At 70.8% G+C, this 16,240-nt stretch carries 15 protein-coding genes and 1 tRNA gene; 12 read left to right on the forward strand and 4 right to left on the reverse strand.

Translation table 11 applies throughout. From position 1 onward, the window contains the following. The first annotated feature begins 147 nt into the window (after window positions 1–147). The 10 genes from FFK22_RS05415 to FFK22_RS05460 all read left to right on the forward strand — a co-directional run bounded on the left by FFK22_RS05415 (window position 148) and on the right by FFK22_RS05460 (window position 9,876). The gene (locus tag FFK22_RS05415; RefSeq protein WP_138887516.1) at window positions 148–1,137 is read left to right on the forward strand and encodes a GntR family transcriptional regulator; all 990 of its coding nucleotides are present in this window, start codon (window positions 148–150) and stop codon (window positions 1,135–1,137) included. Further along, window positions 1,134–1,835 carry a creatininase family protein gene (locus FFK22_RS05420; protein ID WP_138887517.1) on the forward strand — a complete coding sequence of 234 codons (702 nt, stop codon included), beginning with the start codon at window positions 1,134–1,136 and terminating at the stop codon, window positions 1,833–1,835. Before FFK22_RS05415 ends, FFK22_RS05420 begins: the two co-directional genes overlap by 4 nt. Next, on the forward strand, window positions 1,832–2,857 hold the full coding sequence (locus tag FFK22_RS05425) for a ketopantoate reductase family protein (protein WP_138887518.1): 1,026 nt from the start codon (window positions 1,832–1,834) through the stop codon (window positions 2,855–2,857). The genes FFK22_RS05420 and FFK22_RS05425 overlap by 4 nt, the downstream gene beginning before the upstream one ends. Window positions 2,858–2,947: 90 nt before the next feature. Then, on the forward strand, window positions 2,948–3,706 hold the full coding sequence (locus tag FFK22_RS05430) for an SDR family NAD(P)-dependent oxidoreductase (RefSeq protein ID WP_138887519.1): 759 nt from the start codon (window positions 2,948–2,950) through the stop codon (window positions 3,704–3,706). After that, window positions 3,703–5,085, forward strand: coding sequence for a dipeptidase (locus tag FFK22_RS05435; protein WP_138887520.1), 1,383 nt, complete (start codon window positions 3,703–3,705; stop codon window positions 5,083–5,085). The genes FFK22_RS05430 and FFK22_RS05435 overlap by 4 nt, the downstream gene beginning before the upstream one ends. 87 nt (window positions 5,086–5,172) lie before the next feature. Continuing rightward, window positions 5,173–5,808 (forward strand): TetR/AcrR family transcriptional regulator, encoded by a 636-nt coding sequence (locus tag FFK22_RS05440; RefSeq protein WP_138887521.1) that lies wholly within the window; start codon window positions 5,173–5,175, stop codon window positions 5,806–5,808. A gap of 105 nt (window positions 5,809–5,913) precedes the next feature. Then, a complete protein-coding gene (locus FFK22_RS05445) occupies window positions 5,914–6,771 on the forward strand; it encodes a TauD/TfdA family dioxygenase (RefSeq protein ID WP_138887522.1) in 858 nt (285 codons plus the stop codon). A 79-nt stretch (window positions 6,772–6,850) separates the two neighbouring features. Next, window positions 6,851–7,744 carry a carbohydrate ABC transporter permease gene (locus tag FFK22_RS05450; RefSeq protein ID WP_138887523.1) on the forward strand — a complete coding sequence of 298 codons (894 nt, stop codon included), beginning with the start codon at window positions 6,851–6,853 and terminating at the stop codon, window positions 7,742–7,744. Further along, the gene (locus FFK22_RS05455; protein ID WP_138887524.1) at window positions 7,734–8,567 is read left to right on the forward strand and encodes a carbohydrate ABC transporter permease; all 834 of its coding nucleotides are present in this window, start codon (window positions 7,734–7,736) and stop codon (window positions 8,565–8,567) included. The genes FFK22_RS05450 and FFK22_RS05455 overlap by 11 nt, the downstream gene beginning before the upstream one ends. Window positions 8,568–8,586: 19 nt before the next feature. After that, the gene (locus tag FFK22_RS05460; RefSeq protein ID WP_138887525.1) at window positions 8,587–9,876 is read left to right on the forward strand and encodes an ABC transporter substrate-binding protein; all 1,290 of its coding nucleotides are present in this window, start codon (window positions 8,587–8,589) and stop codon (window positions 9,874–9,876) included. 689 nt (window positions 9,877–10,565) lie between these two features. Here the strand turns inward: FFK22_RS05460 and FFK22_RS05465 are convergent. Next, window positions 10,566–10,640: transfer RNA gene (locus FFK22_RS05465), tRNA-Met, on the reverse strand. A gap of 122 nt (window positions 10,641–10,762) precedes the next feature. Here FFK22_RS05465 and FFK22_RS05470 point away from each other — a divergent pair. Both FFK22_RS05470 and FFK22_RS05475 read left to right on the forward strand, forming a co-directional pair. Beyond that, entirely contained in the window at window positions 10,763–12,196 is a 1,434-nt protein-coding gene (locus FFK22_RS05470) for a pitrilysin family protein (protein ID WP_221938406.1), read from the forward strand. A gap of 19 nt (window positions 12,197–12,215) precedes the next feature. Next, window positions 12,216–13,529 carry a pitrilysin family protein gene (locus FFK22_RS05475; RefSeq protein ID WP_186002320.1) on the forward strand — a complete coding sequence of 438 codons (1,314 nt, stop codon included), beginning with the start codon at window positions 12,216–12,218 and terminating at the stop codon, window positions 13,527–13,529. Between the two features lie 110 nt (window positions 13,530–13,639). Here the strand turns inward: FFK22_RS05475 and FFK22_RS05480 are convergent, their stop codons facing one another. The 3 genes from FFK22_RS05480 to mnmA all read right to left on the reverse strand — a co-directional run bounded on the left by FFK22_RS05480 (window position 13,640) and on the right by mnmA (window position 16,113). Beyond that, the gene (locus FFK22_RS05480; RefSeq protein ID WP_138887528.1) at window positions 13,640–14,554 is read right to left on the reverse strand and encodes a DMT family transporter; all 915 of its coding nucleotides are present in this window, start codon (window positions 14,552–14,554) and stop codon (window positions 13,640–13,642) included. Window positions 14,555–14,646: 92 nt separating this feature from the next. Continuing rightward, complete coding sequence (locus FFK22_RS05485; RefSeq protein WP_138887529.1) at window positions 14,647–14,949, reverse strand: SCP2 sterol-binding domain-containing protein; 303 nt, start codon at window positions 14,947–14,949, stop codon at window positions 14,647–14,649. Between the two features lie 36 nt (window positions 14,950–14,985). Next, complete coding sequence (gene mnmA, locus FFK22_RS05490) at window positions 14,986–16,113, reverse strand: tRNA 2-thiouridine(34) synthase MnmA (RefSeq protein WP_138887530.1); 1,128 nt, start codon at window positions 16,111–16,113, stop codon at window positions 14,986–14,988. Between the last annotated feature and the right edge of the window lie 127 nt (window positions 16,114–16,240).

Here is a 16,240-nt window from a genome sequence, read left to right on the forward strand (position 1 = left end):
CGCTAACGCCAGGGCGGCGGGAGAGTCAATCGACGACAGAAGGGCTCGATAAAGAAACAAATGCAATGTCTTGGCCAAAATCTGGAAACTGCGTTGCTGTTGCTCGAATGAGTGTGCTAGTGGGTTGATACAGGAGATCATCGCCCCATGAAGCTGCAGATCGACCGCGAGCTGCCGGTGCCTCTCGGGCTCCAGGTCAAGGGCCTGATCGAATACGGCATCGCCTGCGGCGAGCTGAGCCCGGGCGAGCGGCTGCCCTCGGTGCGCGAGCTGGCGGAGTCGCTGGCGGTGGCGCCGATGACGGTGGCCCTGGTCTATCGCGGCCTGCGCGAGGCCGGGCTGATCGAGACCCGCCGCGGCCGCGGCAGCTTCGTCGCCGAGAGCGGCGAGCCGCGGCGGCGGCCGCGCACCGAGATCGCCGAGATCCAGCGCCGGCTCGACCACCTGATCGACGACGCCGTGGCGATCGGGCTGACCCCGGCCGACCTGACCGGCATGGTCCAGGCGCGCCTGATGCAGCGCCGGCCGCGGCGGCCGGCCCGCACCGTGGTCATGCTCGGCCTGTTCGGCGACGCCACCCGCGCCTATGCCGCCGCGATCCAGTCCCGGCTGCCGGACGGCACGGCGGTGCAGCCGCTGACCATGGACGAGCTGCGCGGCGACGAATCGGCGCGCCGCCGGGCGGCGGAGGCCGAGCTGGTGGTGACCTTCCCGAACCGCCAGCGCGAGGCCGCGGCGCTGCTGCCGGACAGCCGGGTGATGGCGATCCGTTTCATCCCGTCGGAGGAGACGCGGCGGGCCCTGGCCGGGCTGGACCCGCTGGCCCGGCTGGGCATCGCCTCGCGCTTCGCCGATTTCCTGCCGATCATGAAATCCGGGGTGCAGCGCTTCGCCCCGCATGTCCGCCAGGTCGCCGGCGCCGCGCTGGGCACGCCGGCGCTCGAGACCGTGATCGACCAATCCGATGTCGTCGTCCTCTCGACCGGCGCCGAAAGCGTGCTGCCCCGGCTGCGCCCCGGGGTCAGGGCGATCGAGTACCGGCACAGCCCGGACCCGGTGGATGTCGACCAGCAGATCGTCCCATTGCTCTCGCCCGAGGCCGAGGGCGTCGCCGAACCGCAGGAGGCCGTGCCGTGAAGATCAGCGAGATGAACTGGAGCCAGGTCGAAGCCTGGCTGCAACGCGACGACCGCGCCGTGCTGCCGCTGGGCAGCACCGAGCAGCATGCGGGCTTGAGCCTGTCGGTCGACAGTATCCTCAGCGAGCGGGTCGGGGCCGAGGCGGCGGAGCCGCTGGGCGTGCCGGTGTTCCCGGTCGTGGCCTACGGCATCACCCCGTATTTCCTGGCCTATCCCGGCACGGTCAGCCTGCGGGTCGAGACCTATGCAAGGCTGGTGCAGGACATCCTGGACAGCCTGCACCGCGCCGGCTTCCGCCGCATCCTGATCGTCAACGGCCATGGCGGCAACCAGCCGGCCCAGTCGGTGGCGACCGAATGGATGACCGGCCATCCGGGCACGGCCGTGAAGTTCCACAACTGGTGGAACGCGCCGGAGACCTTCGCCAAGGTGCAGGAGATCGACGCCGTCGCCTCGCACGCCTCCTGGATGGAGAACTTCCCCTGGACCCGGCTGGCCGGGGTCGACCAGCCGACCCAGCGCAAGCCGATGATCGATTTCGCCCGGATGCGGGTGATGGACCCCGAGGCGGTGCGGCGCTATCTCGGCGACGGCAATTTCGGCGGCTACTACCAGCGCACGGACGAGGAGATGCAGGCGATCTGGGACGTGGCGGTGGCCGAAACCCGGGCGCTGCTCGAAGGACCCTGGGCATGAGAGAGATCACGCCGATCCTGGTCTGGGGCGCCGGCGCCATCGGCGGCACCGTGGGCGCCGCCCTGCTGCGCGCCGGGGTCGACGTGCTGTTCGTCGACCAGGCCGCCGACCATGTCGCCGCGATCAACCAGCGCGGCCTGCGCATCACCGGCCCCATCACCGAATACACGGTGCCGGCCCGCGCGGTGACGCCGGACGCGGTCGAGGGCGTGTTCGAGCGCATCTTCCTCTGCGTCAAGGCGCACCACACCGCCGGGGCGATCGAGGCCGTGGCCCCGCATCTGACGCGCTGCGGCTATGTCGCCTCGCTGCAGAACGGTCTGAACGAACGGGTGATCGCGGCGAAGATCGAGAAGGTCCGGACGATCGGCTGCTTCGTCAATTTCGGCGCCGACTACCTCGAGCCCGGCGTGATCCTCTATGGCGGTCGCGGCGCGGTGGTGGCCGGCGAGCTGGACGGCGAGCGTACGCCGCGGATCGAGCAGCTGCACAGCCTGCTGCGCCGGTTCGAGCCGCAGGCGGTGCTGACCGACAACATCTGGGGCTATCTCTGGGGCAAGCTGATCTATGGCGCGCTGCTGTTCGCCACGGCCGTGACCCCGGACTCGATCGCCGACGTGCTGGCGGCGCCGCGCCACCGGCCGGTGCTGACCCGGCTGGGGCTGGAGGTCGGCGCCGTGGCCGCGGCGGCTGGGATCCGGCCGGAGGCCTTCGACGGCTTCGACCCCTCGGCGTTCCGTCCCGGCGCGCCCGCGGAGGCGACCACCAAATCCTTCGATGACATGGTGGCGCACAACCGCAAATCGGCGAAAAGCCATTCCGGCATCTGGCGCGACCTGGCGGTGCGCCGCCGGCCGACCGAGGTCGATGCCCAGCTCGGCCCGATCGTCGAGATCGGGGCGCAGCACGGCGTGCCGACGCCGATCACGGCGCGGCTGATCGCGCTGGTGCACGACATCGAGGCCGGGCGGCGCGAGATGGCGCTGGCCCTGCTGGACGAGTTGGAGGCCGTCTCGGCCTGATTCGTTGGGTTCGCGTTAGCGAACCCAACGCCGTTCTCGTCGCGCCATGTTGGGTTCGCTACCGCGAACCCAATCTACAGGGGGCGTCTCATGACCCAGGATTTCACCGGCCGGACAGTCATCGTGACCGGCGCCGCCCATGGCTTCGGCCGGGCCATCGCCGCCGCCTTCGCCGGACGCGGCGCGGCGGTCTGGGCCTGCGACTTGCTGGCGGGGGAGCTGGCCGAGACCGGGCGGCTGATCGGGGCGCAGGGGGCGGTGCGCGCCGTCGACGTCACCGACCGCGCCGCGGTGCAGGCGCTGGTGGCCGAGGCCGAGGCGGCTTCAGGCGCCGTGGACGTGCTGGTCAACAATGCCGGCGGCGTGCTCGGCCAGGTCGGCCGGCCGATCGAGGAGATCGGGCCCGAGGCCTGGCAGGCGATCTTCGACGTCAACCTGTCCGGCGCGTTCTGGTGCGCCCAGGCGGTGGCGCCGGGCATGAAGCGCCGCGGCGGCGGCCGCATCGTCAACATCTCCAGCGGCGCCGGGCTCGGCGTCAGCCTGACCGGGATCCAGGCCTATGCCAGCGCCAAGGCCGGGCAGATCGGCCTGACCCGGCAGCTGGCGCATGAGCTGGGGGCTTGGGGCATCACCGTGAACAATGTCGCGCCCGGCTTCGTCCGCTCCAACCCGACGACCGAGCGGCAATGGGAGGCGATGGGCGAGGCGGGCCAGGCCCGGCTGATGGGGTCGATCGCGCTGCGGCGGCTCGGAACGGTCGACGACATCGCCAATGCCGTGCTGTTCTTCGCCTCCGATTCGGCCGGCTGGATCAGCGGCCAGGTGCTGAGCGTGGACGGAGGCAAATGAGCACGGTCGAAACCCTGCTGCTGGACCGGTTCGAACGGTCCGTCGAGGAGCTGAAGCAGTACTGCTCGATCCCGAGCGTCAGCACCGATCCCACCTACAAGCCGGAGGTCGAGCGGGCGGCCCGCTTCGTCGCCGACCGAATGGCCCGGGCGGGGCTGGAGCGGGTCGAGATCCTGCCGACCGAGGGCCATCCGGCGGTCGTGGCGGAATGGTGCCACGCCCCGGGCGCGCCGACCGTGCTGGTCTACGGCCATTACGACGTGCAGCCGCCTGACCCGGTGGATCTGTGGACCTCCCCGCCCTTCGCGCCCGAGATCCGCGACGGCCGCCTCTACGCCCGCGGCGCCTCAGACGACAAGGGGCCGTCGCTGATCCCGATCCTGGTGGCCGAGGCCTTCCTGGAGCGCGACGGCAGCCTGCCGGTCAACCTGAAATTCCTGTTCGAGGGCGAGGAGGAATGCGGCAGCGCCCATCTCGAGGCGCTGGTCGAGGCGGAGGCAAAGCGGCTGGCGGCCGATGTGGTGCTGTCGGCCGACGGGGCGATGTGGCGGCCCGATCTGCCGACCGTCACCGTCGCCAGCCGCGGCATGCTGGCGCTGGAGCTGGAGCTGCACGGCGCCGGCAAGGACCTGCATTCCGGCCGGCATGGCGGCAGCGCGCCCAACCCGCTGCCGGCCCTGGCCCGGCTGCTGGCGACTCTGCATGACGAGGCCGGCGAGGTCGCGGTCGCCGGCTTCGATGACGGCATCACCCCGCCCGATCCGAAGCTGATCGAGGCGATCCAGGCCTCCGGCTTCGACCCGCAGGGCTATTTCGCGGCGATCGGCGCGGCGGCGCCGCAGCCGATGCCCTCGGCCGAGGAGCTGCTGGTGCGGCAATGGCTGAAGCCGACGCTGGAGCTGAACGGCATCACCGGCGGCTATGGCGGCCCCGGCACCAAGACGGTGATCCCGGCCAAGGCAGGGGCCAAGATCTCCTGCCGCCTGGTCGCCGGCCAGGATCCGGAGCGGGTCTTCGCCGCGATCGAGGCACATCTGCGCCGGCATGCCCCGGCCGGCTATCGCCTGGAGATCCGCCGCCACGGCCCGGGCTCGCCGGCCTTCGCCCTGCCGGCCGACCACCCGGTGCTGGCGCTGACCGAGGGGGTGCTGGGTGAGCTGTTCGGCCAGCCGCCGCTGCGGGTGGCGATGGGCGCGACCATCCCGATCGGCGGCGTGTTCCGCCGCGTGCTGGGGATCGAGACGGTGTTCTTCAGCTTCTCGACCGCCGACGAGGACTACCACTCGCCGAACGAGTTCTTCCGGCTGGAGCGGTTCCGCGACGGCCTGGTCGGCTGGGCCCGCCTGCTGCCGCGCCTGGCCGGGCACAGCCCGGGCTGACCGCCGCGCGTCTGCGACGCCGGCTGTACAAAGCCGTGCGGTTTGCCTCACAACGCCCCGGAGACAGTCGAACAGGGGGCGCACGACATGGCACGTCAGGACAGCGGTGACGCCGCCGGCGGCACGCGCGACCGCATCAAGGCGGTCGCCGCCGAGCTTTATGTCCTGCGGGGACATGAAGGCTTCAGCTTCGGCGACATCGCCGCCGCGATCGGCACCACGCGCGCCAACATCCACCATCACTTCGGCAGCAAGCAGCAGCTGATGCGGGAGCTGATCGAGGACATCGCCGCGAACGCCGAGGCCCGCATCCGGCGCTACTGGCTGGACGGCAGCGCCCCCTTCGCCGATCGGCTGGCGATGCAGCTGGACGACCTGTGCCGTTTCTACGACCGTTTCAACAAGAGCGATGGGGACCGCCATGTCTGGAGCCCGCTGTCGCGGCTGCGCCACGACCTGCCGACGCTCGGCGAAGAGGCGGTGGCGGCGTTGGAGCGCGTCAACCGGACCTACGATCTCTGCCTCCGCCACGCGGTCGGCGAGGCGGCGAAAGCGGGCCAGCTGCGGCCGGGGACTGATGTCGAGGATGTCGTCCGGGTGCTGCGCGTCACCCTGCTGTCCTGCCCGCCGATGACCCAGGATTCCGGCCGGTTCGAGGAGATCGAGCTGCTGTTCCGGGCGCTCGGCCGCCTGATCAGCGCGGCCGGAGAACCGCAGAACTGATCATCCAGACCCGTTGACGGTGCCGCCATAGCCGTGTACTTACTTACACGTAAGTCAGTGGCACGCCGTCGACAGAGCGCGGCCATCGAGGGAGGCGGGCAGGGGATGCGGGACGAGCGCTTCACGCAATTCGAGGTTCGGCCGTTCACCGGCGCGCTGGGGGCGGAGATCATCGGCGTCGACCTCAGGACGGCGGCCGAGGACAGCTTCGCCGAGGTGCTGCGCGCCCTGCACGACTACCATGTGCTGGCGGTGCGCGATCAGGCGCTGGACCCGGCCACGCTGCAGCAGGTCGCCCGCCGCTTCGGGCCGTTCAGCGGCAACCCTGTGCACACCCCGATGGAGGGGTTCGACGACATCGTCCGCTTCGTGCGCGAGCCCGACGACACCGGCAAGGTGATCGGCGAGGACTGGCACATGGACCTGGCCTGGCTGGCGAAGCCGCCCGGGGTCACCATGCTGTATGGCGAGGAGGTGCCGCCGGTCGGCGGCGACACCTGCTTCACCAGCCTGGAGAAGGCCTACCAATCGCTGTCGCCGCGGCTGGTCGCGATCCTCGAAGGCCTGACCGGCATCCACAGCGGGCGCGGCGTGTTCGCGATCAACGCGATGCAGAAGCGGCTCGGCGTCACCGCGGATGTCGCGGCGATCGAGAACGCGGCGGTCGAGCACCCGGTGATCTGCGGCCATCCGGTCACAGGGCGGCGCTATGTCTTCGTCAGCAGCGTCCTGACCCATTTCAAGGGCATGACCGAGGAGGAGAGCAGGCCGCTGATCGACTTCCTGATGGCCAGGGCGACGCGGCCGGAGTTCCACTGCCGCCTGCGCTGGGCGCCGCGCACGCTGGGCATGTGGAACAACCCCTTCGTGCTGCACACGGCGATCAACGACTATCCCGGCTACCGCCGGGTGATGTATCGCACCACCGTCGAGGGCCGCGTGCCGCTCGCCGCGGCGGCCTGACGCCCCGCACCGAACATCGCCGCCGCCCAGGGCTCGGGGCAGGCGGCGTTTCCGACCAAGAAGCGGCCCGGGAGGCGGAATGCAAGCACGCTGGAAGCGTCTGAGACAGGGGCTGGCGGGGGCGCTGCCGCTGGTCGCGCCGGTGCACGTCCTGGTGCTGGGCGTCATCGTGATTCCGTCGGCCTTCGTGCTCTGGCTCAGCTTTCAGGCTTCCAGCTTCGGCCAGGCGGCGAGCTTCGTCGGCTTCGACAACTATCTCCACGTGCTGTCCGACGGCTATTTCTGGCGGTCGCTGCTCAACACCGTCGCCGTGGTGGCGGTGGCGGTGCATCTCGAGCTGCTGCTCGGCCTTGGCATCGCGCTGCTGTTCGCCAGCGGCCTGCCGGCCCGGCGCCTGCTGCTGGTCGTCGTGCTGGCGCCCTATGCGATCAGCGAGGTGACGGCGGCGGCGATGTGGCGCTTCCTGTTCGACCCCGATGTCGGCCCGGTGACCAACGCGCTCCTGGATCTCGGCCTGCCGACGCTGGACTGGACGTTTGTGCCGTCGCACGGGCTGGTGCTGGTCGGGCTGCTGACCATCTGGCTGCACCTGCCCTTCACCTTCGTCATCCTCTACGCCGCCCGGCTGGCGATCCCGAAGGACCTGTACGAGGCCGGGCGGGCGGATGGCGCCTCGCCGCTGCAGCTGTTCCGCAATGTCACCCTGCCGCTGCTGGCGCCGGCGATCCTGATCGCCATGCTGTTTCGCTACATCTTCGCCTTCCGGCTGTTCTCCGAGATCTGGCTGCTGACCCAGGGCGGGCCGGCGCGGACCACGGAGGTCGTGGCCGTCTACCTCTATCTCGAGGCGTTCCGCTACAACTCCTTCGGCACCGCCGCCGCCACCGCCTGGATCATGGTCGTGGTCTCGCTGCTGCTGGCCACCGCCTATATCCTGCGGCTGCGCAAGGGGATGGCGGCCGATGCGCGCTGACCGCCTCCTGGTCAAGGCCGGCAAGGCCGTCGCCGTCGCCGCGGTGGTCGCCTGGTCGATCGTCCCGATCGCCTTCATCGTCCTGTCGTCGTTCAAGCCGGGCCGAGACATCTTCGCGGTGCCGCCCAAGCTCTTGTTCGAGCCGACGCTGCTGCATTACCAGCACCTCTGGCAGCGCTGGGGCAGCTTCTTCGACGGGCTGGTCAACAGCCTGATCGTCACCGCCGGCTCCGCCGCGCTGGCCGTCGCCGTCAGCTCGCTCGCCGGCTATGCCTATTCGCGGCACCGCGGCCGGGTCCTCGCCGGCTCGGTCTATCTCCTGATCGGCGTGCGCCTGATCCCGCCGATCGTGGTCACCCTGCCGCTGTTCCCGATCGTCAACCTGCTCGGGCTGAACGACACCCATCTGGTCCTGATCCTGCTGTACACGAGCTTCTTCGTGTCGCTGGGCACGATCCTGATGCGCACCTTCATCGACCAGGTGCCGCGCGAGCTGGACGAGGCCGCGGTGATCGACGGAGCCGGGCGCCTCACCGTGCTGCGCCGGATCGTGCTGCCGCTGGCGGCGCCGGGCATGCTGGCGGTCGCCGTCTTCGTGGTGGTGTTCGCCTGGAACGAGTTCCTGTTCGCCTTCATCTTCACCGCCACCCGGGCCAAGACCGCGCCCTTCGTTCTGTCGGAGATGATCAGCTCGGTCGACGGCGTCGACTGGGGCGTGCTGTTCGCCGCGGCCACGATCCAGCTGCTGCCGGTGCTGTTGTTCGTGATCGCCATGAACCGGTTCCTGGTCGCCGGCCTCACCGCCGGCGCGACCAAGGGATGAACGAGACAGGGAGGAACACATGAAGACGCAGCTGACGAGGCGAAACCTGCTGGCCGGCACCGTGGCCGGCGCCGCCGCCATGGCGCTGGGCCGGACCGCCTCGGCCCAGGCCAAGACACTGAACGTGCTGTCGCATCTGGTGCATCAGAACGTGCTGACCAAGGGCACGGCCGGCGACGTCATCGCCCCATGGCGCCAGGCGGCAGGGGCGGAGATCGCCTGGACCACCCTCGACAGCAATCCGCTGCAGGACCGGCTGTTCCGCGAGGCCAGCCTGGGCCAGACCGGCTTCAATGTCGGCTACGTCATCGACAACCGGGTGACGCCGCAGATCGCCGGGCTGTTCGAGCCGCTCGACACCTTCCAGGCGTCCGACCCGATCGAGGATATCGACGACATCGCCCCCGGCCTGCGCCGCGCCGTGACCGTCGACGGCAAGCTGGTGGGCATTCCGGTGCGGCACGCCACCCAGGCCCTGTTCTACAACGAGGCGCTGCTGGAGGAGGCCGGCTTCAGCGCCCCGCCCGCGACGCTCGAGGAACTGGTCGGGCAGGCGAAGAAGCTGACCTTTACCTCCGCCGCCGGAAACCGGGTGGTCGGGATGATCCTGGCCAGCGACCTCGCGGTGTTCCCGGTGATGTTCGCCCGCGCCTTCGGCGGCGACTTCATCAGCACCGACCGCAAGCTCCTGCCCGACCCGGCGGCGATGGAGAAGGGGCTGGCGGTGCTGGCCGACCTGTTCCAGGCCGGCGCGCTGCCGCGCAGCTACGCCAACACCCGCAACGACGACATGGTGACCTGGCTGCAGCAGGGCCGCGCCGCTTTCGGCGTGCTGCCCTTCGCCCGCTTCGCCCAGCTCAACAACCCCGAGCAGTCCTCGGTCCCCGGCAAGATCAAGGCGGTCGCGTTCCCCGGATCCTCGGCGCTCCCCGCCGATGTCGAGATGGCGGCGGTGGTCGAATCCTGGGCCATGGCGATTCCGGCGAACTCGACCGACAAGGCGCTGTCCTGGAGCTTCATCAAGGCGGTCTCAAGCAAGGCGGTCACGCTCGGGGCGGCGCGCAACGGCAACGGCCCGGTCCGCGTCTCGACCTATGCCGATGCCGGCTTCGCCGCGGCGCAGCCCCTGGCGAAGATCGAGGCGGCGGCCCTGGCCAAGGCCCGGCCGGCCTTCCCGGCCTTCCCCGAGGCGGTGCGTGCCCAGGCCACCTTCCTCGAGGAGGTCCAGCTGGCGGTGCTCGGCCGCAAATCGCCGCAGGAGGCGGTGGCGGCGATCCAGGAGCGGGTCGCCCCGCTGCTGCCGGCCTGATCGCGGTTCGGGCTCAGCCGCGGCGCAGGCCGCGAAAATGAAGGGCGGGGAGACGACGCTGCGGCTTTCCGCCGTGGGGTAGTCCCCGGCGTCACGGCCTGCTCTGTCGGAGGCAATGGGCGTGAAACAGGCAGCGCGGGATGCAACATGGGACCGGACGGACGCCTCATCCCTCCCGATTGGCGATCCGCCCGGCCCCATGCGGGGGCTTGGCAGCCGTGTTGCGGCGCAGCCGCCATTCCCCGAGGCAAGGGTAGGTGACCGGCCTGCCTCGACCCAGGCGACCATCCGGATATGCCGGCTACAGCGTTGGAGGGAGCCCGGCTGGCCTTGGCGGAATGGTCACAGGACCGGACAGGCTGCCCCCTTGGAGGGCGAGGCGCCCTGTCCGGTCCCGTGTGGGGATCTGAGGGCCTGTTGGCGGGGGAACGCCGGCTCACCTCACTCCTGGGGAAAGCCTAGGCCTGCGGCCGTCCTCGGCATAGATCACCTTCCGGCGGCAGCAGGCTGGCCGGGAGATCGCACCAGCCCACCGACGGAGGGTAGGGTCTACTCCTTCTTCGCGCTTGCCGCGCTCCTGCCCCGGGCCGAGGCAGCGAACGAAAAAGGCGGAGAACCGGGATCGGTCTCTCCGCCTTGCAAGCCCTTGTCCCGCCGCGGAAGTTCGCAGGAACGTTCAGGAAATTCGATGGTAGCTGGGGAGGGATTTGAACCCCCGACCAAGGGATTATGATTCCCCTGCTCTACCACTGAGCTACCCAGCCATCGGGGCCGAGCGTATACGCGCCCGCCGCCGCCCCTGTCAAGCCGCCCGGGACAGTGTCGCAGAACGCCGCCGCGGCTTGCGGCGGCGGCCGTGCTTCCGTTACCTAGAGGCATGACCGCGATGCCCCACTCCGTCCGCCGGATTGCCGCCGCCCTCGTGGTGAGCGCCGCCGTCGCCGCGCCGTCCTTCGCCCAGCAGGCCGCGCCCCCTGCTGCACCGACAGCCGCCCCGCCGCTGGCGGCGCCGGCGCCGCTGCCGGACGATCTGCGGATCGCGCCGCAGGCCCAGAGCTTCACCCTCGAGAACGGGCTGCAGTTCATCGTCATCGCGGCCGGCACCGCCCCGGTGGTGACGCAGATGGTGTGGTACCGCGTCGGCTCCGCCGACGAGGCGCCGGGCCAGTCCGGCATCGCCCATTTCCTGGAACACCTGATGTTCCACGGCACCACGTCGCATCCGCAGGGCTACTCGCAGGAGCTGGCGGCGATCGGCGGGGTCGAGAACGCCTTCACCACTGCCGACTACACCGCCTACTACCAGTCCGTGGCCAAAGAGAACTTGGCCCTGGTGATGCGCTACGAGGCCGACCGGATGCAGAACCTCGTGCTCGAGGAGAAGCGGGTCAACGCCGAGCGCGACGTGGTGCTGGAGGAACGGCGGATGCGGATCGAGAACGAGCCGTCGTCCCGCCTCGGCGAGGCGATGAACGCCGTGCTCTACCTCAACCACCCCTACCGCGCGCCGGTGATCGGCTGGCCGTCGGAGATCGAGGCTCTGCGGCGCGAGACCGCGATCGCCTTCTACGACCGCTTCTACACGCCGAACAACGCCACGGTGGTGATCGCCGGCGATGTCGACCCCGCCGTGGTGAAGGCGCAGGCCGAGGAGATCTACGGGCCGGTCAAGCGCCGGGCCGAGCCGCCGCCGCGCGTGCGGCCGCAGGAGCCGCAACCGCCGGCGCCGCGCCGGCTGGATCTGACCGACGCCCGCGCCGGCCAGCCCTATCTGCGCCGCAACTACCTGGCCCCGTCGGTGGTCACCGCGGCGCCGGGCGAGGCCGCGGCGCTGCAGGTCTTGGCGGCGGTGCTGTCGGGCGAGACCGGCCGCCTCTACCGCGCCTTGGTCACCGAGCAGGGCAAGGCGGCCATGGCCGGCGCCGGCTATGACCCGGACGCGCTCGACTACAGCCCCTTCGCCGTCTACGCCGTGCCGCGCGGCGACGTGGCGCTGCCGGATCTCGAGGCGGCGATGGACGCGGTGCTGGCCGGCGTGCGCGACGAGGCGGTGCCGGAGGAGGAGCTGGCGCGGGCCAAGCGCCGCCTGCTGGCCGGCGCGATCTACGGCCAGGACGATCCGGGGGCGCTGGCCCGGGTCTTCGGCGAGGCGGCGGCGCTGGGCCGCAGCGTCGCCGACGTGCAGGGCTGGCCGGGCCGCATCGCCGCGGTCAAGGCTGCGGATGTGCAGCAGGCTGCGCAGACCTACCTGCAGCCGCCGCGCTCCGTCACCGGGCTCCTGACCCGGCCGGCGGATGCGACCCAGGCCAAGCAGCCCTGACCGCGCGAGGACGACACCGATGAAGCTCATGCTTTCCCCGCTGCGCGCCGCCCTGGCCGGCCTGCTGCTCGCCGCCGCCACGCTGCCCGCCGCCGCCACCACGATCGACCGCGTGGTCAGCCCCGGCGGCATCGAGGCCTGGCTGGTCGAGGACCACACCGTGCCCGCGGTCACCATGTCCTTCTCCTTCGACGGCGGCGCCGCCCAGGACCCGGACGGCAAGGCCGGGCTGGCCTCGCTGCTGGGCGAGATGCTGACCGAGGGGGCTGGGCCCTATGACGCGCCCGGCTTCAAGACCGCGCTGGCCGACCGCTCGATCCAGCTCGGCTTCTCGACCTCGCAGGACTACAGCGGCGGCAAGCTGAAGACACTGACCACCGAGCGCGAGGCCGCTTTCGAGCTGCTGCGCCTGGCCCTGGCCGAGCCGCTTCTGGCGCAGGGCGACCTCGACCGGATCAAGGCCGGCCGCATGGCCGATCTGAACTTCCAGGAGAACGACCCCGGCACCATCGCCGACGACCGCTGGTCCGCCGCCGCCTTCCCCGGCCATCCCTATGGCCGGCCGTCGATCGGCACCAAGGACAGCGTCGCCGCCATCGGCACGGCCGACCTGCAGGATCTGCGCCGCCGCCTGTTCGCGCGCGACGGGCTGCGCCTGGCCGTGGTCGGCGACATCGACGCCGCCACGCTGGGGTCGGCGCTGGACCGCATCTTCGGCGGCCTGCCGGCCCAGGGCGACCGCACGCCGGTGCCGGAGATCGAAATCGCCGCCAAGGGCACCGAGACGGTGCCGATGGCGGTGTCGCAGGCGTCGATCCAGCTCGGCTTCCCCTCGCCGCGGCGCGACGATCCCGACTATTTCCCGGCGATCGTGATGAACCACATCCTCGGTGGCTCGACCTTCACCTCGCGCCTCTACCGTGCGGTGCGCGAGCAGCGCGGCTTGGCCTATTCGGTCGACAGCGACACCATCCAGCTCCGGCACGCCGGGCTGCTGCTGATCACCGCCGGCACCCGGGTGGACAAGGCGGGCGAGAGCCTGTCGGTGATCCAGGACGAGATCGCGCGGCTGGCGAAGGACGGCCCGACCGATCAGGAGGTGGCCGAGGCGAAAAGCTACCTGATCGGCAGCTACCCGCTGGGCTTCGCCTCGCATGACAGCCTGGCCGCCTATGTGCTGTCGCTGCAGCTCGCCGGCCGCGGCCGCGACTTCATCGACCAGTATCCCGGCCTGATCGGGGCGGTGACGCCGGCCCAGGTCAAGGCGGTCGCCGCCCGGGTGCTGCAGGTCAAGGACCCGACCGCGGTGGTCGCGGGCACCCCCGCAAGCTGACCAGAACGCTCAGGCCGGATCGGGTCACCCGGTCGCGCAGGACGGTAGGATGTTACCTCTCCCGCGTGCGGGAGAGGCAATTTGCGAAGACGTTCGGCATCCAGCCCGGCTTATGCCGCCTGCGCCGTCCGCACCCGCTTCGGCAAGGTCATGGCGGCGACGCCGATCACAACCAGCACCAGGCCGTACAGCGCGGTCGGGGCCGGGGTCTCGCCCAGCGCCAGGACGCCGATCGCCACCCCGACCGGCACCCGCAGATAGGCCTGCGCCATGGTGGCGACCGAGCCGAGCGAGGCGATCAGCCGGAAGTAGAGGACGAAGGCCAGGGCGGTCGAGACCACGGCCAGCCCGGCCAGCGCCCCGAGCGAGCTGGCGGATGGGTCCAGAGTCCAGGGCCGGTCCAGCACGAGGCTGAGCGGGATCAGCATGGCGGCGCCGGACAGCATCGACCCGGCGGCCGGCACCATCGGGTCCAGCCCCTTGAAGTTGCGGCCGAAGATGGCGGCGATGCCGTAGCACACCGTGGCGGCGACGATCGCCAGCTGCGGCAGCAGCGCCTGCCCGGCGCCGGACAGGGCGTCGAGGCCGATCACCAGGGTGATCCCGGCGATCCCGGCGGCGATGCCGAACATCTTGCGGCCGGTCACCGCCTCGTGCCGGGTCACCGCCCAGGTGAACAGGAAGGTGAAGATCGGCGAGGTCGAGTTCAGGATCGCCGCCAGCCCGGCATCGACCCGGGTCTCGGCCCAGGCGATCAGAACGAAGGGGATGGTGCTGTTGACCAGCGCCTGCACGGCGAACAGCCGCCAGGTCCGGCTATCCATCGGCATGCGGATGCCGCGCAGCCGCAGCACCAGCAGCAGGATGCCGCCGGCGATCACGGTGCGGGCCGCGATCAGCGTCACCGGCGGGATGGTGGCGACGCCGAGCTTGATGAAGCTGTAGGAGGCGCCCCAGAGGGTGGCGAGCAGCACCAGCAGCAGATAGTCGGTGACGGGCGGGCGCTCGGCGGCGGATGCGGACATGGGGGCCTCCTCGGTGGGTGGCCCGACCATGCCCCGCGCGCGGGCGCATGTCGCGCGCCGACGCTGCGGTTTCCGTCGAAGTGTCGTGGGCCTCAGTCGTCGAGGAGCGCGGCCAGCTTCATGCCGACGGTGAGAGAGCCGTTGGCTTTGATCTTGCCGGTCATGTAGGCCATGGTCGGGCTCAACGAGCCGTCGACCATCCGCCGCAGCGTCTCCGACTTCATGGTCAGGGTCACGTCGGCCGGGGCGTCGCCGATCGACACGGCGGGGGCCGGTCCGGTGCCGTCGAGCACGATGAAGCCGTCGGTGCCGAGGTCGAACTTGACGCGGGCGTCGAGCGCGGGGCCGCCGGCAGCGCGGCCGCGCACGGCTTCGGCGAGGGCGTCGAGCGACATGGGCAAAGTGTCCTTTCTGTCCGCTTATCTCTGAGGTCAGGCGGCGGCGCGCTCGGCCCGGGCGATGAAGCCGCCGCCGAGCACCCGGTCGCCGTCATAAAGCACGGCGGCCTGTCCCGGCGCCACCCCGTGCTGCGGCGCGTGCAGCTCCAGCACCGCCGCATCCGGGCCGGTCAGCCGCACCGTCGCCGGCACCGGCGCCTGGGCCGAGCGCAGCTTGGCCTCGACCGTGCGGCCTTCCGGGCCGGGGGCCGCATCCAGCCAGTTCAGCTCGGTCAGGGCCACGCTGTGCCGGGCCAGCGCCGACCAGGGGCCGACGATGACGCGCTTCGCCTCGGGGTCGAGCCGGACGACGTAGAGCGGCTCGTCGTTGGACCTGCGGCCGCCGATGCCCAGGCCCTTCCGCTGGCCGATGGTGTAGTGGACGATGCCCTGGTGGCTGCCCAGCACCGTGCCGTCGAGATGCACGATCTCGCCGGGCCCGACCGCGCCGGGGCGCAACCGCGCCACCACCTCGCCGTAGCGGCCCTCGGGCACGAAACAGATGTCCTGGCTGTCCGGCTTGTCGGCGACGACCAGACCCAGCCGCACCGCCTCGGCCCGGGTCGCGGCCTTGGCGTTGCCGCCCAGCGGGAAGCGCAGGAAGGCCAGCTGCTCCGCCGTCGTCGCGAACAGGAAGTAGCTCTGGTCCTTGCCGGCATCGACGGCGCGGTGCAGCTCCGGCCCCTGCGGCCCCTCGACCCGGCGGACATAATGGCCGGTGGCCAGGCAGTCGGCGCCGAGATCGCGCGCGGTCTCCATCAGGTCGCGGAACTTGACCTTCTGGTTGCAGCGGATGCAGGGGATCGGCGTCTCGCCGCGCAGATAGCTGTCGGCGAAATCATCCATCACCGCCTGGCCGAAGCGGCTCTCATAGTCCAGCACGTAATGCGGGAAGCCGATGCGGTCGGCCACGGTGCGGGCGTCGTAAATGTCGGCCCCGGCGCAGCAGGCGCCCTTCCTCTGGATGGCGATGCCGTGGTCGTACAGCTGCAGCGTGATGCCGACGACGTCGTAACCCTGCTCGGCAAGCTGGGCCGCGACGACGGAGCTGTCCACGCCGCCGGACATGGCGACCACGACGCGCGTCGCGGCCGGGGGCTTGTCGAAACCGAGTGAGTTCATGGCGGGCAGAATATAGGGATCGCCGCCGGTTTTCGAAACCCGCCGCGAATGCGCAAAAAGCACGGGGGTTATTGTCCGACATGATGCGGCGGTCCTACACTCGGCCAACGCAAGGAGGAAACCCGGA

Origin of the sequence: Mycobacterium sp. KBS0706 (assembly GCF_005938675.2) — a bacterium.
GTDB lineage: Bacteria > Pseudomonadota > Alphaproteobacteria > DSM-16000 > Inquilinaceae > Inquilinus.